Genomic DNA, 25,383 nt, shown 5'->3' with positions numbered 1-25,383 from the left:
GAGTGATCTTATGTTGAAAAATAACAAGCTCGTAAATAATCACCCATATTGGGACACAAGTTTAGGTTTAGAAACAAGAGTACATGATCTTGTTTCTAGACTAACAATAGATGAGAAAATAAGTCTATTGCCAACTCGCCAAGCATCCGTAGCGCGATTGGGCATAAAAGAATACAGCGTAGGCGGTGAAGCTGCTCATGGTTTAGTGTCCCCTTCAAATATTACAACAGTATTCCCACAACCTATTGGACTTGCTTGCAGTTGGAATCCAAGTTTGCTTGAGGAAATAGGATCTGCAATTGGAGATGAGGCAAGGGCATATTACAAGAAGAACGGTGAAAAAGGTGGCCTAACCCTTTGGGCTCCGACTATTGATATGGAACGGGATCCTAGGTGGGGACGAACAGAGGAAGCATATGGTGAAGACCCTTATTTAACAGGTAAACTTTCCTCTGGTTTAATTCGTGGGATGCAAGGATATGATGACTTTTATTTAAAAATGGCAGCAGCTCCAAAACATTTCTACGCTAATAATAATGAAGAAGGTAGAATTTGGTGTTCTTCTAGCATAGACCCACGTAATAAACAAGAATATTACTTAAAAGCTTTTAAACCTGCCTTTGTTGAAGGCGGTGCCTATTCAATGATGACTGCGTATAATTCTATAAATGGAACTCCATGTATCCTAAATCCTGAAGTACAAAATGTAGTAAAAGATGAATGGGGTCTACGTGGTTTTGTAGTATGTGATGGTGGTGATATGAGCCAAACTGTAGAGTTTCATAAATATTACGAAACACACGCAGAGACTATGGCTACAGCCATTAAAAGTGGTGTTGATTGTTTTACAGATGACGTTACCCTCGTAATGAAATCAACTAAGGAGGCCTTTGATAGAGGTTTAATTTTAGAATCTGAAATAGATAAAGCTATCTTTAATATTTTCAAAGTACGCTTTAGACTTGGTCAATTTGACCCTGACGAGTTAAATCCATACTCAAAAATAAGTTCATCAGTTATTTGCTCAGAAAAACATAATGAACTAGCTAAAAGGGCCGCTCAAGAAGCTATTGTATTATTAAAAAATGAAAATAACATTCTTCCATTAAATAAAGATAAGTTAAACAAGGTTGCAGTTATAGGACCTCTTAGTGATGTAGTTTATAAGGATTGGTATTGTGGAGTTCATCCATACAAGGTGACTCCTCTACAAGGAATTAAAAGTAAATTACCTACTAGCGAAGTAATCCATGTAAACGGTTATGACCAAATTACTTTAAAATCAATATCTAGAGAAAAGTATTTATCTGTTGATGCCTCAAATCATAATTTAGTAATTGCGAATAAAGACGTAGTAACGGCAAATGAAACTTTTGAACTCTCAGATTGGGGCTGGGGTAGCTCTACATTAAAATCAATAGGAAATGATAAATTTCTTACAACTAATGATGATGGAGTAATAACTGCATCTTCAGCTGAGGCTTTTGGTTGGTTTGTTAAAGAACTGTATAATTTAGAACTTGAAGATATTAGCAGATTCTCTTATTCACTTAAAACATGGGATGGCAAAAACATAACTCTTTCAAGCAATATACTTTCTGTTAACGTTAATCAATCAAAAGTTGAGGAAGATGAATCTATTAATATTGAGAGTTTTAGAAAAACCATTGTTATCGACGGTATAAAAGAAGCAGTTGAAGCTGCAAAAACTGCAGAAGTTGCAATAGTTGTTGTTGGAAATAATCCTATGATTAATGGTAAAGAAGAAAATGATAGAGAAGATATAGCCTTACCTAAGGCTCAACAGGACCTTATAGAAGCAGTTTATAAGACTAATCCTAACACCATAGTTGTAATAGTTGGAAGTTATCCCTATGCAATAAATTGGGAAAATGATAATATCCCGGCGATAATATATTCAGCGCCTGGTGGACAAGAACTTGGTAATGCGATTGCTGACGTTTTATTTGGTGACTATAGCCCATCTGGTAAATTAAACATGACCTGGTATAAATCACTAGAGCAACTACCCTATATGCTAGATTACGATATTATAAAAAGCAAAAGGACGTATATGTATTTTGATCAAACGCCCTTATACCCCTTCGGCTATGGGTTAACGTACTCAACTTTTGGGTATAGTGATCTATTTCTTCAAAAATCTGATGGTCATATTGATGTTAGTGTTCAAGTTGAAAATACTGGTTCCACTGATAGTGATGAAGTAGTTCAAATGTATATAAGTTCTAAATTATCTAGAGTTAAAAGACCCTTTAAGGAATTAAAAGGTTTTAGTAGAATACATCTCTTAGCAAAAGAGTTTAAAACTATTAATTTCTCATTATGCGACTCAGATTTTTCTTTTTGGGATGTAACAAGATCGGTATTTTGCGTGGAGACTGGCGATTATGAGATTTCCATTGGCAATTCGTCTCAAAACATTAAACTAAGCCAAACTATTAAAATTGAAGGTGAGATAATCCCTCCTAGATACCTTACTAAAGTTACAAGAGCAGAAAACTACGATGATTACAATGGAATTATCCTAGATGAGTGTTTTGAAGGTGGTACTAGCGTACACACTAAAAAAACAAATAGTTTTATTATGTTTGATGACGTTAATTTTGGTAATAGTGATTTGAGAAATGGTGTATCCTCTTTTGAAGCAAGAGTATCTAATGTACTCGCGAATGCTGATATTGAAGTAAGACTTGATAAACTTGATGGACCAATTGTTGGAACATGTAACGTTCCCGCTGGCCTTGACATGAAAACTTATATTACTACCTCTTGCAATATAAGTCCTATAACTGGTATTCACAAAGTTTTTCTTATAATAAATGGTCAATTAAATATGAGTTGGTTTCGCTTTATAAATAAATAAGAAATACTATTTAACTAATAATTTTGTTGAACTTTCTATTTCAGTTATTTTAGCTTCTATCTCTTCTTTTGAAATAGCACTCAAAAATGTAAAGTTGCACTTTAAAGCTTGATTTAAGTTTTGGAGTGCTTCTTCAGTTTTATTTAAATGTAATAATGTAGATGCATAGTAATAATAAGCTGAAGGAAAAGTAGGCTTTTCTAGCATTAATTCCTCATATATTTTTAAAGACTTATCATATTCACCTAACATACAATAAGAAGTTGCTAGGTTGTCCAATATACCTGCATTGGTAGAGTTATAATCATATGCCTCAAGATTCATCTCAAGAGCTTTATCATATTTATTTTGCAAAATTAAAAAATACCCTAAATTTTGATATATAATAGTGGTTTTATATTTTTCATATAATTCCATAAGTATAATAACTGCTTCATCTATATTATTCTTCTTCCACATAACAATTGACATATTAAGTTTTATGCTAATTTCATCATCATCTGTTAATTTATTCTGTGAAAGTTGTTTTAATAATTTATCTGATTTGTCCAAATCACCTCTAAGCAACAAATAATATATGTAATACAATTTTATTTTCATTGGGGAATTATTTATATTATAGGCCTTTTCAAAGTAATTATAAGCCTCATCAATTTGATTTCTTTTATATTTATTGCTACCAATATAGTAGATAATTGTTGCAAAACTCTTATATACAACATATCCAATAAGTAAAACAATCGCTATTAATTTACTGTAAGCTATAAATATAACTAATGATAAAATAACAACAACAATATTCGTATATTTTTTAATGTTCATTTTTATTACCCCCATCTTCTGTCTTAAATATTAATTATAACTACATATTTATTATAACTCACTAAACTAATAAATTGCAATAAGCTGATAACTCTCGCATAACAAGTTTATATAAAAATCTAATGACTATAGACACTAAGAGTATTTTAAGAGATAATATTAAAAAGGTAGATTTTTAATATTATTTATTATTCTTTATAATCTAGTATATTGGAGATTTTTAATTATGAAAATGTTAGTAGGATTTTTTAAAAATGAATTTGAGGATATAGTAAATACATTATACGATATAGCAATTAACAGTTGTGGAAGGTATGAGCTTGTTAAACAAAAAAGATTTAAAACCTATAGACCTGGTGGAAGAGATGATTATCAGTTATTATATGTAGCTAAAGGAATTGCTCTTTTCAATATTAACGGTGAAGAACAAGTGCTAAGTGAAGGTAATATAGTCCTATATCTACCTGGTGAAGATCAATGTTATCAGTACAGCAATGAAACTTCTCCAGTTATCTACTGGCTTCACTTTTCTGGCTACAATGCTCTTAAACTTCTAGAAGACAACAATTTATTAAATGAGAGGATTTTCTTTGTCGGAATTAATGGTGACATTCCATTACTTTTCGATAAAATTATTAAAGAATTACAATTTTCTAAAGGACAATATTTTGAGTTATGTAACCTATACATAAAAGAATTAGTTACCTTGTGCTACCGATATCTAGTAGAATCCAAATCTCCAACCTATAAACAAAATAAACTATTAGATGAATCAATAGAATATTTTAATGACAACTTTAATAAGACCATTAGCATAAAAGATTATGCTAATGATCACAATATTAGTTGCTGCTGGTTTATTAGAAGTTTTAAAAGCTATACTGGCAAAACCCCAACTCAATATATTACTAATATCAGAATAAACAAAGCTAAAAATTTATTACTTGGCAATTCTCTTACAATTGGTGAGATAGGTGATTTGATTGGTTATCAGAACCCTCTGTATTTTAGCAGGATATTTAAAAAAAATGTTGGACTAGCACCTATGGGATATAGGCATAAGTGATAATACTATTATTACATTGACGTAATATATAGTGGAACATTTTACTTATATCTCTTTAATATCAGTTCCATAAACCTGGATTTCTGTTAATGCTGCAAATTCCGCCGGTTCGTCCGCCATTTTAAAATTCAACAATTTAACCCAATTAACTCTTTTTTTATTAAACTTGATATACTGAGCTTCGGTTGTCTTTATCGTATCTACGTCCATTTGAGTTCCATCAGAGAATACTATTGTTAAGTTGCTCCAATACGTATCATGTGGAAAATCTGCTCTTAAGTATAACGCAATTTTATCCACTTCTACTTTTCTACCAAAATCAACAATAAGTTCTGCATCATCTCTTTGCCCAGTTCCCCAAGACTCAAATGGCCATACCCCATGACCCTGATTATTAGTTTGCCCATCAATTGTATTTCGAGCAGCAAATACTGCCTCATTTCTGGTCTCAACGTTTGCGGTTACATGAGGATAATATGTTGTATCACCGCGCTGATCCATTACATTTACTGCAAGATTTCTATAAGAATAAACTTCCTCATTCGATGCAATACGCATACTAATAGTATGTGTGTTGTCCTTAAACGTGCTTAGTGAATATGGTATGGAATCTTCTCCAAATGGTATAGAAAATTCTAATGTATTTCCCGGAACATATATTAGTGATTCTGATAATTCATTATCTATATTAATGATTATATATTTATTAACAGATGATTTAGTAAAACAAATTTTATCGCCGTCTTTATACTTTTTTGTGTATATAAGCGAGATTTCATCTTCCCCAGAAATTTCACTTATTGTACTGTTTGATTCATCCTTTATCTCTATTTTCAACATATTTTTTAAAATTTTCATTTTTATCCCCCACTTATTTTATAAGATTATATAATTTAATTTACCTCATTAAATACTTTATTTGTTTTCCACTCAAATCTTGCCTGTATTTCTATATCTACAGTTTATAATAACTATTACATTTACACAATTGTGTAATTATACAAATATTTGATTTTTTAATAAAAAGGTTAATTCCTATGTTACATATTAACCTTTAATTCATAATATTCTTAAAATAAAAATAAGGGAAACCATTTTTGGCTTCCCTTAAAAAGTAAATCGTTTTATATCATTATCCGAACATGTGAGGAATAAATAATGAAATTGCTGGAATAAAAGTTAAAAGTAGTAGTACAAATACCATAACTGCATAGAACGGTAATAATGCTTTTACAACTTTCTCTATAGATATATTTCCTATAGAGCAACCTACGAATAATGTTGAACCAACTGGTGGTGTAAGTAACCCTATACCAAGATTTAACATTAATATAATTCCAAACTGGATTGGATCCATACCAAAACTAATTGCTACTGGTAATAATATTGGTGTAGCAATAAGAATTAATGGAGCCATGTCCATTATCATACCTAATGCAAGCAATATAAGATTTATAAGTAAGAATATTACTATCTTATTGTCTGTTATTGTTATTAATGCACTAGTTACGAGTGCGGGCAACTGAACCATTGCAATCATCCAGCCGAAAGCTGCTGATGCTGCTATAAGTCCCATAACCATTGCAACTGTTTTTAATGATTTTCTAAGTATATCTCCCATTCTAGACATTGGTACATCTTTATATACAAAGAACGTAATGATAAATGCATAAACTGTTGCAAGTGCTGCTGATTCTGTAGCAGTACAAATACCAGACATAATGCCACCCATAATAATTACTGCTGTAAATAGACCAAGAATACCATCCTTTAACATATGGATCTTTTGTTTAAAAGGGATTGATGCACTTACTGGATATTTTCTTTTTACAGCTATGAAGTAACTAAACAACATTACTGATCCACCTAGGACAATTCCAGGAAGAATACCAGCTAAGAATAAACTACTTATTGATACTCCACCAGCTGCCAGTGAATAAAGAATTAGATTATGACTTGGAGGTACAAGTACTCCTTGCGTCGCTGAAGCTATTGTTACACAAACTGCGAAATCTTTATCATAACCTTCTTGCTCCATCATAGGAATCATAATAGATCCTATAGATGTTGTATCTGCTACTGAAGAACCAGAAAGTCCTCCAAAGAATAAACAAGCAAGTACATCTACCATAGCTAGTCCGCCTCTTATTCTTCCAACTATTACTTTTGAAAAGTTAACAAGTCTTGTAGAAATACCACCTTGACCCATAATCTCTCCTGCTAGTATAAAGAAAGGAATAGTGATTAAAGAGAATGAACTAATTCCTTTTCCTATTTGTTGTACAATTGACATTAGTGGAATTTCCATATATATTGCTGCTGCAGTAGCTGAAAGACCTAATGCGAAAGTGATTGGTACTTTTATTATAAGCAATCCGAAGAATACTCCGAGTAATATAAGAATCGCTATTGTATTACTATCCATAATTTACCTCCTATTGAATGTACTTCAAGTTTGTTTTACCAAGTTATTGTTTCATCAAGAATTAAATTTAATTATAATCGACTCTATTTTTGTTTTGCTGTTAATTTTTCTAAAATTCTTGCAATAGTATATATTATTATCATAAAACCTGCAACTGGTAAAGCTGCGTATAACACTCCTGCTGGAAGTTGTGTCGCAGGAAGAGTTGAAGTCATTGTATGAATAGTTAAGTCCCTACCATAAATTAATAAAATTATTCCGAAAAACATTACTGCTAATTCATCAATATAAGAGATTATATTTTGTACTGATTTTGGGAATAAATCAACTACAGCACTTATGCTCAAATGAGTACCTCTTTTTACACCAATGGCAGTCGTAATAAATCCTAGCCATATCATTAATATTACAGCCGTTTCCTCAGACCAACGAGGGGTAAATCCTAATATATATCTAGTAAATACCTGGAAGAAAACTATACAAACTAAAACCACTAAAGTTACCATACATATATATTCTATAACATTGTCTACTTTATTTAATACCTTTTTTAATGTACTCAATTTCATTTCACTCCTTTATTTTTATAAAGTGAAGGAACCCGCTTAAGCTGTTATAATATTACCTCAAAAGACGAGTTCCTAATGTTAAACTTTAATTATTTTGTTGCAATTATTGCATCAACTGTTTCTTTCCATTCTGTATTTGCCTCATACATAGGTTTAACTGCGGCTTGGAATTTTGCTTTAGCAGCATCATCAATTTTAGTAATTGTAACTCCACCTTTTGAAACTATTGTAGCTTGTGCTGCATCGGACTGTTTAATCCATTCAGCTCTTTCTACTGTTGCTCCAACAATAGCTGCAGCTTTTACTATTTTTTGATCTTCTGGTGATATTTTGTCCCAAGATATTTTACTAAATGCTATCATTTCTGGAACTCTTGTATGTTCATCTATTGTAATATGTTTTGCTACTTGATAATGATTAGAAGATAAGAAACTTGGCCAATTGTTTTCTGCTCCATCTACAACGCCAGTTTGTAATGCACTGTATACATCACCATAAGCCATTGGAGTAGGAGATGCTCCTAAATCTTTTACCATATCCATCATAGGTTTACTTTCCTGAACTCTAATCTTTAATCCTTTTAAGTCTTCAGGAGTTTTAACATCTTTTTTAGTATTATAGAAATTTCTTGCCCCAGAATCTACCCAGCTAAGTCCTACAATCTTACTGTCAGCTTCTAAACTTTTAAATATTTTTTCTCCTACAGGTCCTTCTAAAACTCTAAACATATGATCTTTATCTTTATAAAGATAAGGAAGTATTAACGCTCCTATTTCTTTATTAAATTCAGCTAGTGGCGCAGCACCTATACGTATTGCATCAATACCACCGAATTGAACTTGTTCTATAGCACTCTTTTCATCTCCAAGTTGAGATCCTCCAAATACTTTTATTTTTATTCTTCCATTAGTTTTTGCTTCTACTTCTTTCGCAAATGCTTGATCACCTAGTATTGTTGGATATCCTTCAGGTTGATTATCAGACATTCTTAAAGTAACCGATTTAGTCGCTACCTTAGCATCTTTTGTATCAGAAGTTTTACTTCCACAACCTACAAGTACACCTACAGTAAGTACAAGACATGAGAATATTGCGATAAATTTCTTTTTATTCATTATTTTTGCCCCCCTAGAATGTTTTAATTTATAGTCTTATAATACTATTTGCTGAAACCCTTTACTAGATGAAAAACTTGCGATTGTATGTAATCGGTTGTCATGATATAAAATATAGTACGAAATACATTAAAAATTCCCACTATCATAAGAAATCAAATGATAATGGGAAATTATATGATTTATATTTTAAAGAAAATCTTCTCTCTGAGGTGTAAATACATCTAATATAGTTGAATCTTCTTGTGCTACAACGCCATGCAATGCGTTTGGTTTAACATAAAAAGTATCACCAGCTTTTACTATTTCTTTTTTACCATCAATGCTTACTTCAAAACTTCCTTTTATAATATAACTAATCTGTTCATGTACATGTTCATGAATTTCTCCAATAGCACCTTTAATAAAATTCACTTGTACCATCATAACACTTGGAACATGTGCTAGTACTTTACGAGATACACCTTTACCAAGTTCATCAAGTTTGACATCATCATTTCTTACTATCATATTTCTATTCCTCCTTGTAGTCCTCTGTGGCATATAACAATTATTAATTATTATCTCCCAGAATTATTTAACAATATAGTTTCTATTAATTATAATAGCTTAATAAATTAAGTTATGCAAATTAATTTTGTAAATCTAAATAATAAATTATAAATTACAATATTCCTTTGGTGATATATTAGTATACTTCTTAAAAGCTTTGCTAAAATAGTTTTGATCCATGTATCCAACTTCAAAAGCAATCTGTTTAACAGACTTATTTCCTTCAATAAGCATCGTCTTTGCTTTCTCCATTCTAATCTTAATTATATATTCCTTAATGTTAATACCATAAGATTTTGAAAATATCCTACTTAGATAAAAACTACTCATAGATACATATGATGCTAAATGATCTAAGCTTACATCATTCATATAATTGTTTTCAATGTAATCTTTAACCTTTTCAACAACATCGATATTTTTACTTTTTTTATAATTTAATATGTAAGTTATAAGATTTTTTAGTATCAGACTTACACAATTCTTTATATCTGAGGGTTTTGATAAATCAATCAATTCTTTGAGTATATTATCCTTGCTAAACCCTTTGAAATCTTTTCCTATGAAATTATCTATGTCATCAATAACACTATCTAGAATAACTAAAAGTGTTTCCTTTACTACTGAAATATCAGGACTTCCCACTCCGACTAATAAATTACTTAGTATTGTATCTAATTCAACTAATGCTCCATTTAAATCCTCTTTTATAATAAAACCACTTAAAATATGATTAACTTCATTTATATATTTAATGCTATTATTTTCTTTAATCTCTTCATACCCAGAATTTTTATTATCAGTATTTTTAGAACACCTATTTGCATCTTTATAGGATAAATATAATTGATTTAAGCCCTCATTTATTGCAGAAGCGCCTATAGATAAAATTATATCATATTCAAATTTAAAATCAGTACGTAGATTATTCAACAAATTTTCATACTCTCTACTTAACATTTTACTTCCAATATCTTCGTCGAAAATAAATAATATAATGTCATTTAAACATAATCCTCCTATAATTTTAGGGAATAATACACTCAATTTACTTTTTATTAAATGAATACTGTTTTCGTTAAAGACATTTTTTTCATTTGAATTAAATATAATACAGCAAAACATAAGACTATCAATCATTAAAATATGCCTATATTCATTAAATTGAATATCTGTTAATGTAACTCCATAAGCTATATTTTCAATCATTTGCTTTTCAACATAAGGAGAAATTTGTTTGTAATTCTCAGCTAATTCATTGTTTTTAATAACTACTAAATTTTTTGAATTTATTTTATTAATCACCTTATTTAATGAATTAATAAATTCGTCATTTGAAAAAGGTTTTAATAAATAATCACTTACTCCAATATGTATTGCTTGTTTTGCGTAATCAAAGTAATTAAATGCAGTTAAAATTATAAATTCAGTTTTTAGGCATCTTTTCCTAATAATACTACAAGCTTCTAAACCATCCATTATCGGCATGTGGATATCCATCAATATAATATGAGGGTTGAGTGAAAAAGCCATATCAACCCCATCTCTACCATTACTTACTTCACCCACAACTTCAATGCTTTCCGAAAAGTATTTTTTCAAAAGAAATCTAAGCGCTTTTCTCTCTAATGCCTCATCTTCAGCTATTAAAAGCTTCAACAATATCTTCACTCTCCTCTATTGGAATAGAAATTATTACTTGTGTGCCTTCACCTATTTGGCTATGAATTTCGATTAAATCATTTCTGTTAAAGTAGAGTTCTAATCTTTTTTTCACATTAAAAACTCCAAGTCCAGTTGATTTACTTTTAACCTCACTAAATAAAGCATTAATTTTTTCATCATCCATTCCAATACCGTTATCTTTAATTGTAATATATATAAAGTTATTTTTCTTATTAATTGTTATGTTTATAATACCCCCATTATCCATTTCTTTTAAACCATGAACTATTGCATTTTCAACTATTGGTTGTATTAGCATTGGAGGAACTTTAACAGAATCTAGATTCTGTTCTATATCAAACATAAAACTCATTTGATCTTGAAATCTAGTTTCTTGTATAATAACATATGCTTTTATCATATACATTTCTTCTTTTAACTTAACCATTTTATCTTTACAGTCTAAATTATATCTAAGTATCTTTGAAGTAGCCTCTATTAGTTTAACTGTTTGATTAGCGTCCTCAAACATAGCCATTCTGCTAATAGTATTTAATGTATTAAATAAAAAGTGTGGATCCATCTGCGATTGAAGCGCTGATAATTGTGTTTCTTTAATTAACTTATCCTTTTGCGTACTTTTAAGTTTCTCCTCATGATAATTATTTTCAATTTCTATTTTTTCATTTATTTCCTCGATAAATTTACGGATACTATGTTTCATTTTATCAAAGGCCTTCGCAAGGCTGTTTAACTCGTCATACTTTTGATCTTTAAGATCAGGTATTTCCCATTTTGCATCTGTTAAAAGTTCTGCATATGTTTTAAGTCTACCTATAGTATTGTTTAAATCTCTACTTACAAGCATTGTGTAAATGAAACTAATCAGTATTATAAAAATTAATGAAGTATATATCTTTATTTCTGTATTTTTGTATTTTTGAACTGATGTAGAATATTTTAAATTACTATAGTCCAAATATGTAACAAGTAAAGACTCTGAATGTTTTGTTATATAATTATATAATGTTTTTATTTCAGTAAGTTTATCATAACTTTTTTGATCCAATTTTTCTGAATTCATAATTTTACTCATCAACTGATCTGATTCAATTTTATAATAGTCAAACATGTTATTTAAATTTCTTAAATAAATACTACTATTCTCATCTTTATTAATATAGGGTTCTATGTCAATAGATAAATTTTCTATTTTATTATTCGAATCAGTATATTTTTGAATGTTCTCGTTATCCTTAGTTTTTACAAACATATTAAAATAACCCCAGCTATTGCTAAACTCAAGAGAAAGTTTACTTAATTTAATGTTAATGTTTGTAAACTCATCATAGTTCTCAGAGGTAATTTTTCTTTCATAGAGTGAAAAAATGAAACCAATACTCATAAGCAAGATAATGAGGACAAAATTATTAAACACCTTGCTCCCTATTGTTTTTTTATTAGAAATCTTATTAAGTTTCATTTTAAGCTCCTTTAAGATATACAGTAGTTTTGGTAGAATATTATATTCTCATTATACTATTTAATTTATTTATAGTCTAATATTTGTCTATCTGATAAAAATAAAAAGGATGCATATGAACTTAATTCAATGCATCCCAGTAAAATATGGTTTATTTAGTAAAAAACTCTTACAAATTTCCTTTGATTATGTTTATTAACTCATTATATTCATCATCTTTAAGAAGAACTTTATCTTTAGGCATCATTTCAAATGTTCCTCCAAAACTAGGTCCATTCTTATATTTAGGAACTATATGATAATGAAGATGAGTCATTGTATCTGCATAAGCACCGTAATTAATTTTATCAGCTGAAAATGCCTTACTTAAAGTTCTTGCAACTTTAGCAACATCTTTCATGTAAAGATCGCGCTCTTCATCATTTAAATCAAAAAGCTCATTTTTATGTCCGTTGTACGCTACAACACATCTTCCCTTGTAAGTCTGTTCTTTAAATAAATATAATGTTGAAGCCTCAAGTTGACATATTTCGATCATTAAGTTAGTAAGTCGCGGGTCCTTTACGCAGTAAAAGCAATCATTATTAAAATCCATATTAATTTCTCCTTTTATAATATATTTTGTTTGAATTTATGGCTAATATCTATGCTAAAATCTTTACAACTATCTTCTTGACATGTTGTCCAGCATTAACCTTAATTCCAGGCATATGAGCATCTTGAGGTGCAAATATTGCAAAAGTTCCTTCATTAACTAATAATAAATCTCCTTCTCCCTCTAAAAACATCACATCTTTTACTTTGTTATATTCACCAACCATTTTCATTTCATCGATTGAAGCATATCCAATTTTCTCTTTACCAGAAACCACATATTGTATATCTAAATAATTCTTGTGGGCTTCCCACTTACCTAATTCTATGTCTTTTGCATCATATTCGGAAACAGCAACAAAAATATTCTTTCCGTCAATTTCATGTTTACCTATTTCAAGATTTTTCAAATCTGTATTTTGTAAATATTTCAGAGCCTTTTCTATTCTACCAGAAAGACCATAATATTGAGCTGCATTACTTAATTTATCAATTACCATTTGTAAACCTCCGATATTTTTTTTAATCATTTTCTGTATTTAATCAAGTTGTTTATTAAATATAATTTTAATTAAAGTGTTACTCCACTCTTAAAAATAGCTAACTCTCTGAAATTATTTTTTTCATTGTTAACTAATTCTCCATTCGCTACTCTAATTATATATTCTACAAGTTCCTCAGTTAAATCTTCTAAAGATTTATCTTGAACTAAACTTCCTGCATTAAAATCAATCCAGTGAGGTTTTAATTCAAATATTTGAGTGTTTGTTGATATCTTCATTGTAGGTACAAAACTACCAAATGGAGTACCCCTACCTGTTGTGAAAAGAACCATTTGACATCCAGATGCTGCGAGCGCAGAAGCTGCTACTAAATCATTACCTGGAGCACTTAAAAGATTAAGTCCTTTTTTCGTTAATGTCTCTCCATATTTAAGTACATCCACAACCGTTTCTGTGCCTGCCTTTTGAGTGCAACCTAGTGATTTATCCTCAAGAGTAGTTATTCCTCCAGCTTTATTTCCTGGCGAAGGATTCTCATACACTGGTTGGTCATACTTCATAAAATATTCTTTGAAATCATTAATTAAATGAACAGTTTTGTTATAAACCTCTTCATTTTTAGATCTAGCCATAAGAAGAGTTTCTGCTCCAAACATTTCTGGTACTTCTGTTAATATTGTGCTACCGCCCTGTGCTACAAGGAAATCTGAAAATTTTCCTACAAGAGGATTTGCTGTAATGCCAGAAAGTCCATCAGAACCTCCACATTTTAAACCAATTTTAAGTTCTGATAAGCTACAGACTTCTCTTTTGTCTTCTTTCATAATTTCATAAAGCTCTACAAGACGATTTGCCCCTTCTTGTATTTCGTCAGAAACTTCTTGAGAAATCAAGAACTTAACTCTTTTTTCATTAAAATCCCCTAAGGATTTCTTAAAATCATCCATACCGTTGTTTTCACATCCAAGTCCTAATACCAAAACTCCGCCGTTATTTGGATGTTTAACGGCATCTCCTAATATTGTTCTTGTACTTATATGATCATCTCCAAGCTGCGAACAACCATAGTTATGCTTTAATACTTCAACATTATCTATAGTTAAATCCCCTACCATCTCTTTGAACTTATCAATAATTCTATCAGCTATCCCGTTTACACAACCAACAGTAGGCACTATCCAAAGCTCATTTCTAATACCTACATTTCCATCAATTCTTTTATAGCCATTAAAAGTTAAGTTTCTATTGGTATAGGTATTTTCTATAAGTTTCTGATCGAATTTATATTCTTTTATTCCATCCAAGTTTGTTTTTATATTATGAGTATGGACCCATTGCCCTTCAAATACATCAACAACTGAGTGCCCTATTGGAAACCCATATTTTACAATATTTTCATCCATTTTAATATCACTTATTGCTATTTTATGTCCTCTTTTAACATCTTCTTTTAATGTTACCTCTTTATTTCTTATGATAATCACTTCATGTTTTGTTAAATCAGTCAATGCCACTACTATATTATCGTTTTCATTTATCTGTATTATATTTTTCAAAAGTCTTACCCCACTTCCACTTGAATCTCTTTTTGTAATAGTATTTGTCCCCCACTTCTAAAAGTGGAGGACTTTTTTTGTAAAATATGATTAGAGAACTTCTTTAATTGCTTCTACTGTTCCAACTTTTTCAATGCTAGTTAAATAATGCGTTACTGCATCTGTTAAGCCTTTAACTTCATTCAAATCCATTTTCCAAACTTTTTTGTAAGAAAGGATAGTAGTCACTAATTTTTTCAAAGCTACTTCACTTCCATCACAATTATCCCACGCTGTTTTATATAGTTCTAAAACATCAGCGTCATCAGATAATTTAATTACTTCTTCTCCGCGTTTGCCTTTATAGAACTCCATAAGTGCAGCTAAAGAGAATACTAATCTTTTAGGTAACTCTTTCTTTATTTTTACAAATTGTAATAATGAAGGTAAATCTCTTGTTTCATATTTGGACATTGAATTTAAAGATATACTCATTAAATAATGTTTAACAAAAGGATTCATAAATCTTTCAAGAACAACTTTTGCATAATATGATAACTCTTCTTCCGGAAGGTCTAATGTAGGAATTATTTCATCATATATTGTATCTTTAATGAATTTACCCATAACTTCATGTTCAACTGACTGTGCAACTGTATTTAATCCATAAAGGTATGATACTGGCACAAGTGATGTATGTGAACCATTAAGTATTCTTACCTTTCTTGTTCTGTAAGGAGTCATATCATCAACAAATTTAACATTAAGACCTGCTTTACTTGCAGGGAATTCATTTTCAATCCATTTTGGTCCTTCAATAATGAAAAGATGAAAATGTTCTCCGACATTAACTAGGTTATCAACATATCCAAGTTCCTGCGTTATTTCTTTGATAGTATCTCTTGGGTATCCTGGTACTATTCTATCAACAAGTGTAGAGCAGAAAGTATTTGCTTCATTTATCCAAGTTGCAAATTCAGCTTCTAAATTCCAATGCCCAGCAAGTTTTAAAATTATTTCTTTAAGTTTATCACCATTTCTGTCTATAAGTTCACAAGGAATTATTATAAGTCCCTTATCCTTAGATCCATCAAATGTTTTAAACCTATGGTACATAAGTGCTGTAAGCTTTCCTGGAAAACTTTTTTGAGGTTTATCTTCTAGCTTATCAGTTTCATCATACGCAATTCCAGCTTCAGTAGTGTTTGAGAAAACAAATCTTAACTCTGGGTTTTCAGCAATTTTCAAGTATTCATCATGCTGAGTATAAGGATTTATTCCACGACTTATACTATTTATTACTGAATGCTCAGCTATTGCTTTACCTTCGTTCATTCCTTGTAAATAAAGTGTGTATAAACCATCTTGCTCATTTAATTTATCTACTAGTCCAAACTCGATAGGCTGAACAACTACCACACTACCATTAAATCCAGCTTCTTTATTCATCTTGTCAATTTGCCAATCAACAAAAGCTCTTAAAAAATTACCCTCGCCGAATTGAAGAACTTTTTCAGGATATTGTTTATATTCCTTATATGTCTCTTTATTTAAATTCATTTCTATTCCTCCCTATCTTTCGATTGTTTTTGTTTTTCCAATAAACGCCATCAATTGTTCAATACTAGGGTAACCTTCCATATCTCCCTTTACAAGGACTGCCATGGCTCCAACTCCATTTGCATACTCTGCGCATCCTTTTAAATCTAATTTACTTAACATACCTGATAAGAAACCTGCTGCAAATCCGTCCCCAGCGCCCACAGTATCTTGTGGATTTTCTAATCTATATGAATTTACATATAATTTATTAACTGAGTCAGTTACATAACAACCTTCTTTTCCAAGTTTTACAGCTACAATATTACATCCCATATCCATAAATCCTTGAGCAATATCTTCAGGATTTGTAAGTCCAAGAAGCATTTCCCCTTCATCTATACCTGGGAAAATTATATCTGATTGTTTTGCGATTTCAAGTAGCACAGGTATTGCCTCTTCTTGGCTCCATAATTTAAGTCTAATATTCGGGTCAAAAGACACCAAAACATTATTGCTTTTCGCAATTTCTATAGCTCTAAATAATGTTTTTCTGCAACTCTCTGAAAGAGCAGGTGTAATGCCTGTAATATGAAGTATTTTTGTGTTTTTAATATACTCTTCATCTAGTTCTTCCGGCATCAGTGTGCTGGCCGCCGAACCTTTCCTATAGTAATATACATTAGGATTAGAATGCATAAATCTTTCCTTAAACAATATACCTGTATTTTTACTAGGATCAGATATTACTCTAGATACATCTACACCTTCACCTCTAATTGTAGTCTGAATATACCTTCCGAATTCGTCGTCCCCAAGTTTTGAAAACCAACCAACCTGATGTCCAAGTTTTGCAAGTGCAATAGCTACATTTGACTCTGCACCTGCAATAGACTTGTTAAAGTTTTGAACATATCTTAAAGGCCCTGAGGAATCTGGCCCAAATAAAACCATAGACTCTCCAAAAGTTATAACATCCATAATTATCTTTGCACCCTTCCAGAAGCATCACCATTCATAAGTGTTTCTACTTCTTCTTTAGACACAAGATTAAAGTCTCCTTCAATAGTATGCTTAAGGCAAGAAGCAGCAACTGCATATTCAAGTGAATCTTGATGTGAAAGACCTGATGTTAAACCATATATTATTCCAGCACCAAATGAATCTCCGCCGCCAACTCTATCTACTATATGCATTTTATATTTTTTAGAACTATAATATTCTTTTCCATCATAGAACATTGCAGACCAACCATTTTCTGATGCTGAGAAACTCTCGCGAAGTGTAATTGCAACATACTTTAAGTCAAATAGATCTTTAAGCTTCTTTGCAACATTTTTATAACCTTCGCCACTTATAGTTCCACCAGTTATATCTGTTCCTTCAGCACTAATTCCGAAAACTTTTTCTGCATCTTCTTCATTTGCTATTACTAAATCACAATATTTAACGATTTCGCCCATTACTTTACCAGCTTTTTCACTGCTCCAAAGTTTTTTTCTAAAGTTTAAATCAACACTTACCATAACTCCAGCTTCTTTTGCTGCCTTTACTGCATCAAGTGTAATAGCTGCACATTCATCAGATAGTGCAGGTGTTATTCCTGTAAAATGGAACCACTCAGCATCCGCAAATATTTCTTTCCAATTGAAATCTTCTCTTTTAGCTTCTGCAATAGAAGAATAAGCTCTATCATAGATTACTTTAGAAGGTCTTTGAGAAGCACCTTTTTCACAATAATAAATGCCTACTCTATCTCCGCCTCTTACTATCATGTTAGTGTCTACGCCATATTTTCTAAGTTCATTTACTGCAGCTTGACCGATTTCATGTTCTGGTAATTTTGTTACAAAGTAAGCATCCTTACCATAATTTGAAAGTGATACAGCAACGTTTGCTTCTCCTCCACCATAAACAGCACCAAATTCTTTTGATTGTGCAAATCTTTCAAATCCTACTGGTGCAAGTCTAAGCATGATTTCACCGAATGTTATAAATTTTCCCATAATATTGCCTCCTATAAATTCAGTACATACCAATTGGTATGTACTGCTATAATATTTATTCTATCTAGTATGTATCTAAGATCTTAGTTATTTCTACGCTCTTGCTTTTTTAACTGCCTCAACAAATTTAGCAGCAGTCTCTGTTACTAATTTATAATCTCCAGTTTTAGCACCCTTAGTTAAATCTCCGCCAGTTCCTACTGCAACAGCACCTGCTTTAATCCAATCTTTAACATTATCAAGTGATACTCCACCTGTTGGCATAAAGTTAGCATGTGGAAGTGGTCCTTTTAAAGAACTTATTATTTGTGGTCCAAAAACATTTCCTGGGAATACTTTTACTATTTCAACACCAAGTTCTAATGCTTCGATAGCTTCTTTAACTGTCATAATTCCTGGCATAACAGCAATTCTATATCTGTTACATAATTTTATAGTTTCTGGATTTAAACTTGGACTTACTATATATTTTGCTCCAGCTAAAATACACGCTCTTGCAGTTTCTGGGTCAAGAACAGTTCCTGCTCCTATAAGTACTTCTGCATTATCTTTATATATCTCAGTTAATTCTTTTATTACATCTATTGCACCTGGTACTGTCATTGTAACTTCAATTGCATTGATTCCACCTTTTGTAACAGCATCTACAATTTTCACGCCTTCTTCTTTAGAATTCGCTCTAATAACAGCTACTATTCCATATTCAGTTAACTTTTGTATTATTTTAATTCTTTTCATTAATTACACCTCTTACTTTATATTTTGAAAATATTAATCTCATTATATTATAACATAGTTAGCGTCATACTTCATACTAAATTGTTAACGTGTGCTATTTTATAATAACAAAATTTCACAAGGAGTTTACCCTTGTAAAATTCAGTCACTGATTTGATTTAATATTTATACTTTTGGGTTACAGTATTTTTTTAGTGTTGTGCGTACAGCGCCTTTTCCAGCATTCAACTCTTTAAAGTAGCCTTCAATTTTATCGCCTAGCCCAACTTCATATAAATCCACACCCATAATTGACTTATTTGAAAGAATTTTAACTAGAGTATCATGTATATTATCATTTTCACCAAGCTTAATATTATCTATTATCTTAGTTAATGATGAAAGCATAGGATCAGGACTTAATTCGAATGTATTTCCCTCATCATCTATAGCCATTAGATAACGACACCATCCAGCTATTGCAAGTGGTATAAAAGTTAAACTTTTAGCATCTAGTTTAGGGTCTTCAACATAAGCCTTGATAGATTCACCAAAACGAATAGCAAGTTTTTGAGATGTATCGCAAACTATTCTTTGAGGTGTGTCAGGCATAAATGGATTTGGTAATCTAACATTCATTACCTCATCTATAAAGTCTTTAGGTGACATAATACCTGGGTTTACAACAACAGGTAATCCTTCTACATATCCTATATTTTTTATAAGTGTTACAAGCTCATTATCTTTCATTTCGTCTGATATTTTAGTATAAGATAATAGACAACCATATATAGCAAGAGCTGTATGAAGAGGATTTAAACAAGTACAAACTTTCATTTTTTCTACTTTATCTACAGTCTCTTTATCAGCAAACATAACGCCACCTTTATCAAGTGGAAGTCTACCATTCTTAAAATCATCTTCAATAACTAAATATTGAGGTTGCTCAGCATTAACAAACGGAGCAATAAAAGTATTTTTTGAAGTCATTATAACTTCAGCTTCTTCAAACCCAATCTCAACAAGCATATCTATTACAGATTGTGCAGGCCTTGGTGTAATCTTATCTATCATAGTCCAAGGATAAGATATACTTTCTGTTACATAAGCTAAAAATTCAGGTTCTACTAATTTATTTTCAACCCATTTATTTGAAAATGTAGTAATAGCATTCTCAAGTTTTGTACCATTATGTGAACAGTTATCCATACTTACAAGTGTTAATGGTAATTTACCATTTTTAAATCTTTCGTAACATAGTGCAGTAAGTTTTCCAATATAACTTTTTACATAAGTTGGATCATTAATAAAATCAGTTGCTACGTCTTTTAAAAATTCACCACTTCCATCTACTAAGCTATAACCTTTTTCTGTAATTGTAAAAGAAACCATTTTCAAAGATTTACTTTTGAAAATTTCTTTTAATCTATTCCAGTCACTCGCATTACTTGTATCAACACATAAAGATTCTGCAATACTTCCAATAACTTTTTTTTCTAAACTACCATTAGCTTTTAAAGTTACTAAAACATTTAAATCATCAAATTTTTTGAAACTTTTTTCAATTATTTCATAATCATAACCTTCAGCAACTATTATACCAGTGCTAAGTATTCCTTTATTTAATAAATCTTGACAAACAGCTGCTGGAAAAGCACGAAATATATTTCCAGCGCCAAAATGTACCCATTCAGGATTTTCTTTAGTAGCTTTTATCATTTTAGCTCTATCAAATTGTGGTAATTCAAATCCGTTATCTTCCCAAATCTTTCTATTATTTAATTCTTCTTGTCTAAGTTTCAATTCATTACCTCCTAATTTACATTTAAACTCTATATTATTTAACTCATTTAGAATTTTACTCTTATTTTGTTTTGTCGCTTTTTTCAATTGCTTCTATAAGTCCATTTAAATAAGTTGCTCCTAGTGCTCGATCATACAATCCGTATCCTGGCATTGCAATCTCTCCCCAAATAGCGCGACCATGATCTGGACGAACCGGTCCGTCAAAACCAATTTCATGAAATGCTTTCATAATTTCATACATATCTAATGATCCATCTCTTGATAAATGTGCTGCTTCATCAAATTTACCAGGCGCATTATAAATTAAGTTACGTACATGAGCAAAATGAATTCTTCCTTTTGCACTTCTTATTACATCACAAATATCATTAGTTGGATTAGATCCAAGTGATCCTGTACATAATGTAAGTCCATTAAATTTAGCGTCAACAGCCTTTAGAAGTTTTAATATGTTCTCTTTATTATTTATAATCCTTGGCAAATCAAATACAGGCCATGCAGGATCATCTGGGTGAATTGCCATCATTATATTGTATTTTTCACATACTGGTTTAATTTTGTTTAGAAAATATACAAGATTATCAAACAATTTTTCTTCATTTACATCTTTGTATTTTTCAAATAGTTCTTTTACGTATTCCATTCTTTCTGGTTCCCAGCCTGGCATTACATATCCATTACTATTTTTATCAATTTGTTCGAACATTTTTTCCGGATCAATTCCATCTATTATTTCTTGATCATATGATAAAACTGTTGAACCATCTTCGCGCATCTTAGCAAGGTCGGAACGAGTCCAATCGAATACAGGCATAAAGTTATAACAAACCATATCGATTCCTGCTTTACCTAAGTTTTCTAATGTTTCTATATAATTAAGGATATATTGTTCTCTTTCAGGTGATCCTATTTTAATAGAATCGTGAATGTTTACACTTTCTATTCCTTCTATTTTAAGTCCACTTGCTTCAACTTCTTCTTTTATTTTCAAAATATTCTCGAGTGGCCATACTTTCCCCGCAGGCATATCATATAGTGTTGTAATAACACCTGTAACACCTGGTATTTGTCTTATTTGCTTAAGTGTAACTGAATCATGTTTGCTTCCAAACCATCTTAACGTCATTTTCATGTAATATTCCTCCTTAATTTATATTATTTATAAATCTCTACTCTGGCGTATTACTACTATAATTATACTACAAAACGCCACAGAGAGTTTTTTATATTATTTTTTATAACCCATTAATGTTGGTAACCATATTGTAATATTAGGTATATATGTTGTAAGCATTAATACAACGAAAATAGCTACATAATATGGTATTAATTTAAGCATTACATTTTCAATTGTTGTTTTAGCTACCTTAACCCCAACAAAGAGTATGTTTCCTACTGGTGGTGTAATTGTACCTATACATAAATTAAATGTTATCATTATACCAAATGTAATAGCTGACATTCCAAGCCCCATACAAATTGGTAAGAAAATAGGTGTGAAAATAAGAACTGCAGGTGTAATATCCATGAAAGTTCCTATAAACAATAACACTAGGTTAATAATTAACAAGATTACTATAGGATTGCTACTAACACCTAATAGTGCACTTGAAATTGCAGATGGTATACCAGTAAATGCCATAACCCATGCCATAACACTAGATACTCCAATTAGGAATACTATGATGCCTGTCATCTCCGCGCTTTCTTTGTAAATACCATATAGCTCTTTAACTTTTATTGTTTTATAAAAGAATATAGATAATATTAAGCTATAAGCAACAGCAACTACTGAACCTTCTGTAGCTGTAAATATACCTGTAATAATTCCGCCTATAACTATTAAAATTAGAAGTAAACTTGGGATCGCTTCAACAGTTGTTTTTAATGCTTGTTTCATAGTAACACGTTCTGAAGTTCGATATCCTTTTTTCTTTGCTATGAAGAAAGCAACTACCATGCAGCTAACTCCCCATAAAATTCCTGGAATATAACCTGCCATAAATAATGCAGCTACTGAAGTTCCCCCACTTACAAGAGAATATGTTATTAATACATTACTTGGAGGTATTAATAACCCTGTTGGCGCCGTTGCTATATTTATAGTTGCCATAAAATCTTTGTCATAACCATCTTTTTCTGCAATTGGTCCTATAATAGAACCCATAGCTGATGCTGCTGCAACTCCTGAACCAGAAATAGCTCCGAACATCATATTTGCAACTGCATTTGTATGTGCCATTGCACCTGGTATTCTTCCTGATAAAATTTTCGCAAAATTTATTAAACGTATGGCTATTCCGCCCTTATTCATGATATTACCCGCTAGAATAAAGAAAGGTATTGCTATTAATGTAAATACAGATATTCCTGAAAATATTCTTTGTGCAGCTGTTAACACAGCAGCGTCGAAATTTAATATTGGTAATATAGCTAGTAATGATGATATTCCTATTACTATTGAAATTGGAATTCCTGCTAGTAATAATACTACTAAAACAACTGCTATAATAAGTCCTGATAATAATGCTATAGTCATTTAATTTTCCTCCTTTTTATTTAGAATTCTTTGCATTTAATTGTGTAACTAGTTCATTAATATTAAGAATGTTATAAATAACTGTTATTATTCCACTTATAGGAACTACAACATATATATAAGACATAGGTACCCCAAGAGATGCGGTAACCTGTAAAACTGTAAGTTTAGTTATTGCAAATCCACCATAAACAAGTACTAACGCAGCAAATATTAAAATTAATATTTCTGATACTATGCTTAGTTTTATTGCATCTTTTCCTTTGAAGAAATTTGCAACGAATTCCATTCTCATATGCTCACGTTTTCCAAAAACTAAAGCAGCTGATAATAATGCCATCCATGTGAAAGAAAATGTTAACAATTCTTCTGAAACTGTACTAGGAGCATTAAATACATATCTTGTTATAATTTGATATAGTCCAATAATTGTTATGAATACAAACAAAGAAATACATATTACTTCCAATGCTTTTGTTAGCTTTGCTTTAAAATTTTTCATATTATTTCTTCTCCTTAGTTTGTTTGTTTATTTCTTGAATCCTATCATATATTGGTTGTAATTTCACGTTATTTGTTAATAATTCTTTCTGTAATGGAAGTACCTTGGCTTTAAATGAAGCTACATCAGGATGTATAAATTTCACTCCCATTTCTTTTGACAACGTAATTGCCTTAGCTATTTGAACATCCCATTGTGAACGCTCAACTTTTGTAGCTTCCTGCGCCGCTTGATCAAATACCAGTCTATCCTCAGGTGATAAACCATTTAAAAATTTAACGTTTCCTATTAATAAATCTGGAACCATTTGGTGTTCATTGTATGTATAAAATTTAGCAACTTCTCCATGTTTGTTGTTAGTAAGTGCTAATTCATTATTTTCGCCGCCATTAATAACCCCAGATTGTATAGCTGTATATACTTCACCAAAGCTCATAGGTGCTGCTGCTGCGCCAAATAATTTCATCATTCGTACATTTGTAGGACTTTGTTGAACCCTTATCTTTTTACCCTTTAAATCATCTGGTGTATTTATAGGAGTGGTTGCATAAAAGTTTCTTGTACCAGCCTCGAACCAAGTAACTGCTTCAAATCCGGCCGCCTCTGTAGATTTATAAATACCACTCATTAATTTATCATCTTCCATTACCGCGTGATAGCTGTCTACACTGTCAAATAAATAAGGCATACTAAATGTTTGGTAAATATTATCAAAAGATTCAAGATTACCAGTACTTGCAATTGCATAATCAATTGCTCCTGTTTGAACAAGTTCTATTGCCTTTACAGAGGGTCCTAATAATTCATTAGGGAAAATTTGCACATCATACTTATCCCCTAGTCTTGATTCTACATATTTTTCAAATGCTAAAAGTCCTAAATGATCAGGATGAGTTTGTGATTGTGAGTGAGAAATACGGATAATTCGTTTTCCGCCTGTAATACTACTACACCCAATTAAACCAAAAGCTAAAGTTGAAGTTAATATAAACGCCATAGTTTTTTTCATAATTTTAAACATGTTTTTTCCTCCTTTGTATCTCTTTAGAATATTAATACTA

At 30.9% G+C, this 25,383-nt stretch carries 22 protein-coding genes; 2 read left to right on the top strand and 20 right to left on the bottom strand.

Annotated features, from left to right (window positions below; translation table 11 throughout):
• The first annotated feature begins 10 nt into the window (after positions 1-10).
• Positions 11-2,884 (top strand): glycoside hydrolase family 3 protein, encoded by a 2,874-nt coding sequence (locus KPL55_RS11790; RefSeq protein ID WP_216306916.1) that lies wholly within the window; start codon positions 11-13, stop codon positions 2,882-2,884.
• Between the two features lie 6 nt (positions 2,885-2,890).
• Here KPL55_RS11790 and KPL55_RS11785 read toward each other — a convergent pair whose 3' ends face one another.
• Positions 2,891-3,706, bottom strand: a complete 816-nt coding sequence (locus tag KPL55_RS11785) for a tetratricopeptide repeat protein (protein ID WP_216306915.1) — start codon at positions 3,704-3,706, stop codon at positions 2,891-2,893.
• A gap of 226 nt (positions 3,707-3,932) precedes the next feature.
• Between KPL55_RS11785 and KPL55_RS11780 the strand changes: the two genes are divergently transcribed.
• The gene (locus KPL55_RS11780; RefSeq protein WP_216306914.1) at positions 3,933-4,772 is read left to right on the top strand and encodes an AraC family transcriptional regulator; all 840 of its coding nucleotides are present in this window, start codon (positions 3,933-3,935) and stop codon (positions 4,770-4,772) included.
• 45 nt (positions 4,773-4,817) lie between these two features.
• Here the strand turns inward: KPL55_RS11780 and KPL55_RS11775 are convergent, their stop codons facing one another.
• The 19 genes from KPL55_RS11775 to KPL55_RS11685 form a co-directional block, all read right to left on the bottom strand.
• Positions 4,818-5,630, bottom strand: a complete 813-nt coding sequence (locus KPL55_RS11775) for a DUF7402 domain-containing protein (RefSeq protein ID WP_216306913.1) — start codon at positions 5,628-5,630, stop codon at positions 4,818-4,820.
• A 274-nt stretch (positions 5,631-5,904) separates the two neighbouring features.
• Positions 5,905-7,197, bottom strand: coding sequence for a TRAP transporter large permease (locus tag KPL55_RS11770; RefSeq protein WP_216306912.1), 1,293 nt, complete (start codon positions 7,195-7,197; stop codon positions 5,905-5,907).
• Positions 7,198-7,280: 83 nt separating this feature from the next.
• On the bottom strand, positions 7,281-7,760 hold the full coding sequence (locus KPL55_RS11765; RefSeq protein ID WP_216306911.1) for a TRAP transporter small permease: 480 nt from the start codon (positions 7,758-7,760) through the stop codon (positions 7,281-7,283).
• Positions 7,761-7,855: 95 nt separating this feature from the next.
• Positions 7,856-8,881 (bottom strand): TRAP transporter substrate-binding protein, encoded by a 1,026-nt coding sequence (locus tag KPL55_RS11760; RefSeq protein WP_216306910.1) that lies wholly within the window; start codon positions 8,879-8,881, stop codon positions 7,856-7,858.
• 189 nt (positions 8,882-9,070) lie between these two features.
• Positions 9,071-9,391, bottom strand: a complete 321-nt coding sequence (locus KPL55_RS11755) for a cupin domain-containing protein (RefSeq protein WP_216306909.1) — start codon at positions 9,389-9,391, stop codon at positions 9,071-9,073.
• Between the two features lie 147 nt (positions 9,392-9,538).
• Entirely contained in the window at positions 9,539-11,095 is a 1,557-nt protein-coding gene (locus tag KPL55_RS11750; protein ID WP_216306907.1) for a response regulator transcription factor, read from the bottom strand.
• Positions 11,073-12,581, bottom strand: coding sequence for a sensor histidine kinase (locus KPL55_RS11745; protein ID WP_216306906.1), 1,509 nt, complete (start codon positions 12,579-12,581; stop codon positions 11,073-11,075). Before KPL55_RS11745 ends, KPL55_RS11750 begins: the two co-directional genes overlap by 23 nt.
• Positions 12,582-12,750: 169 nt before the next feature.
• Positions 12,751-13,176, bottom strand: coding sequence for an HIT family protein (locus tag KPL55_RS11740; RefSeq protein WP_216306905.1), 426 nt, complete (start codon positions 13,174-13,176; stop codon positions 12,751-12,753).
• 49 nt (positions 13,177-13,225) lie between these two features.
• Positions 13,226-13,675, bottom strand: a complete 450-nt coding sequence (locus KPL55_RS11735; RefSeq protein ID WP_216306904.1) for a NanQ anomerase/TabA/YiaL family protein — start codon at positions 13,673-13,675, stop codon at positions 13,226-13,228.
• Between the two features lie 71 nt (positions 13,676-13,746).
• Positions 13,747-15,234 (bottom strand): UxaA family hydrolase, encoded by a 1,488-nt coding sequence (locus tag KPL55_RS11730; RefSeq protein ID WP_216306903.1) that lies wholly within the window; start codon positions 15,232-15,234, stop codon positions 13,747-13,749.
• A 90-nt stretch (positions 15,235-15,324) separates the two neighbouring features.
• The gene (locus KPL55_RS11725) at positions 15,325-16,773 is read right to left on the bottom strand and encodes a tagaturonate reductase (protein WP_216306902.1); all 1,449 of its coding nucleotides are present in this window, start codon (positions 16,771-16,773) and stop codon (positions 15,325-15,327) included.
• A 12-nt stretch (positions 16,774-16,785) separates the two neighbouring features.
• Positions 16,786-17,733, bottom strand: a complete 948-nt coding sequence (locus KPL55_RS11720) for a sugar kinase (protein WP_216306901.1) — start codon at positions 17,731-17,733, stop codon at positions 16,786-16,788.
• 2 nt (positions 17,734-17,735) lie between these two features.
• Positions 17,736-18,758 carry a PfkB family carbohydrate kinase gene (locus KPL55_RS11715; protein WP_246599422.1) on the bottom strand — a complete coding sequence of 341 codons (1,023 nt, stop codon included), beginning with the start codon at positions 18,756-18,758 and terminating at the stop codon, positions 17,736-17,738.
• Positions 18,759-18,851: 93 nt separating this feature from the next.
• The gene (locus KPL55_RS11710) at positions 18,852-19,496 is read right to left on the bottom strand and encodes a bifunctional 4-hydroxy-2-oxoglutarate aldolase/2-dehydro-3-deoxy-phosphogluconate aldolase (RefSeq protein WP_216306900.1); all 645 of its coding nucleotides are present in this window, start codon (positions 19,494-19,496) and stop codon (positions 18,852-18,854) included.
• A gap of 165 nt (positions 19,497-19,661) precedes the next feature.
• Complete coding sequence (locus tag KPL55_RS11705) at positions 19,662-21,278, bottom strand: mannitol dehydrogenase family protein (protein WP_216306899.1); 1,617 nt, start codon at positions 21,276-21,278, stop codon at positions 19,662-19,664.
• 61 nt (positions 21,279-21,339) lie between these two features.
• Positions 21,340-22,413: a mannonate dehydratase gene (gene uxuA, locus KPL55_RS11700; RefSeq protein WP_216306897.1), complete on the bottom strand. Its 1,074-nt coding sequence runs from the start codon at positions 22,411-22,413 to the stop codon at positions 21,340-21,342.
• 96 nt (positions 22,414-22,509) lie between these two features.
• Positions 22,510-23,820, bottom strand: a complete 1,311-nt coding sequence (locus KPL55_RS11695) for a TRAP transporter large permease (protein ID WP_216306896.1) — start codon at positions 23,818-23,820, stop codon at positions 22,510-22,512.
• A gap of 16 nt (positions 23,821-23,836) precedes the next feature.
• On the bottom strand, positions 23,837-24,322 hold the full coding sequence (locus KPL55_RS11690) for a TRAP transporter small permease (protein ID WP_216306895.1): 486 nt from the start codon (positions 24,320-24,322) through the stop codon (positions 23,837-23,839).
• 1 nt (position 24,323) lies between these two features.
• Complete coding sequence (locus KPL55_RS11685; RefSeq protein WP_376770441.1) at positions 24,324-25,343, bottom strand: TRAP transporter substrate-binding protein; 1,020 nt, start codon at positions 25,341-25,343, stop codon at positions 24,324-24,326.
• Positions 25,344-25,383 lie beyond the last annotated feature (40 nt).

Origin of the sequence: Clostridium lacusfryxellense (genome assembly GCF_018861735.1) — a bacterium.
Taxonomy (GTDB): domain Bacteria; phylum Bacillota; class Clostridia; order Clostridiales; family Clostridiaceae; genus Clostridium_AD; species Clostridium_AD lacusfryxellense.
This window is presented reverse-complemented; position numbering and strand designations above follow the sequence as displayed.

What these genes read in the sequence shown, in the direction of transcription:
- KPL55_RS11790 (WP_216306916.1), top strand. Translation starts at nt 11, where the DNA reads ATGTTGAAAAATAACAAGCTCGTAAATAATCACCCATATTGGGACACA.
- KPL55_RS11785 (WP_216306915.1), bottom strand. Translation starts at nt 3,706, where the DNA reads ATGAACATTAAAAAATATACGAATATTGTTGTTGTTATTTTATCATTA.
- KPL55_RS11780 (WP_216306914.1), top strand. Translation starts at nt 3,933, where the DNA reads ATGAAAATGTTAGTAGGATTTTTTAAAAATGAATTTGAGGATATAGTA.
- KPL55_RS11775 (WP_216306913.1), bottom strand. Translation starts at nt 5,630, where the DNA reads ATGAAAATTTTAAAAAATATGTTGAAAATAGAGATAAAGGATGAATCA.
- KPL55_RS11770 (WP_216306912.1), bottom strand. Translation starts at nt 7,197, where the DNA reads ATGGATAGTAATACAATAGCGATTCTTATATTACTCGGAGTATTCTTC.
- KPL55_RS11760 (WP_216306910.1), bottom strand. Translation starts at nt 8,881, where the DNA reads ATGAATAAAAAGAAATTTATCGCAATATTCTCATGTCTTGTACTTACT.
- KPL55_RS11755 (WP_216306909.1), bottom strand. Translation starts at nt 9,391, where the DNA reads ATGATAGTAAGAAATGATGATGTCAAACTTGATGAACTTGGTAAAGGT.
- KPL55_RS11745 (WP_216306906.1), bottom strand. Translation starts at nt 12,581, where the DNA reads ATGAAACTTAATAAGATTTCTAATAAAAAAACAATAGGGAGCAAGGTG.
- KPL55_RS11740 (WP_216306905.1), bottom strand. Translation starts at nt 13,176, where the DNA reads ATGGATTTTAATAATGATTGCTTTTACTGCGTAAAGGACCCGCGACTT.
- KPL55_RS11735 (WP_216306904.1), bottom strand. Translation starts at nt 13,675, where the DNA reads ATGGTAATTGATAAATTAAGTAATGCAGCTCAATATTATGGTCTTTCT.
- KPL55_RS11725 (WP_216306902.1), bottom strand. Translation starts at nt 16,773, where the DNA reads ATGAATTTAAATAAAGAGACATATAAGGAATATAAACAATATCCTGAA.
- KPL55_RS11720 (WP_216306901.1), bottom strand. Translation starts at nt 17,733, where the DNA reads ATGGATGTTATAACTTTTGGAGAGTCTATGGTTTTATTTGGGCCAGAT.
- KPL55_RS11715 (WP_246599422.1), bottom strand. Translation starts at nt 18,758, where the DNA reads ATGGGAAAATTTATAACATTCGGTGAAATCATGCTTAGACTTGCACCA.
- KPL55_RS11710 (WP_216306900.1), bottom strand. Translation starts at nt 19,496, where the DNA reads ATGAAAAGAATTAAAATAATACAAAAGTTAACTGAATATGGAATAGTA.
- uxuA (WP_216306897.1), bottom strand. Translation starts at nt 22,413, where the DNA reads ATGAAAATGACGTTAAGATGGTTTGGAAGCAAACATGATTCAGTTACA.
- KPL55_RS11695 (WP_216306896.1), bottom strand. Translation starts at nt 23,820, where the DNA reads ATGACTATAGCATTATTATCAGGACTTATTATAGCAGTTGTTTTAGTA.
- KPL55_RS11690 (WP_216306895.1), bottom strand. Translation starts at nt 24,322, where the DNA reads ATGAAAAATTTTAAAGCAAAGCTAACAAAAGCATTGGAAGTAATATGT.
- KPL55_RS11685 (WP_376770441.1), bottom strand. Translation starts at nt 25,343, where the DNA reads ATGTTTAAAATTATGAAAAAAACTATGGCGTTTATATTAACTTCAACT.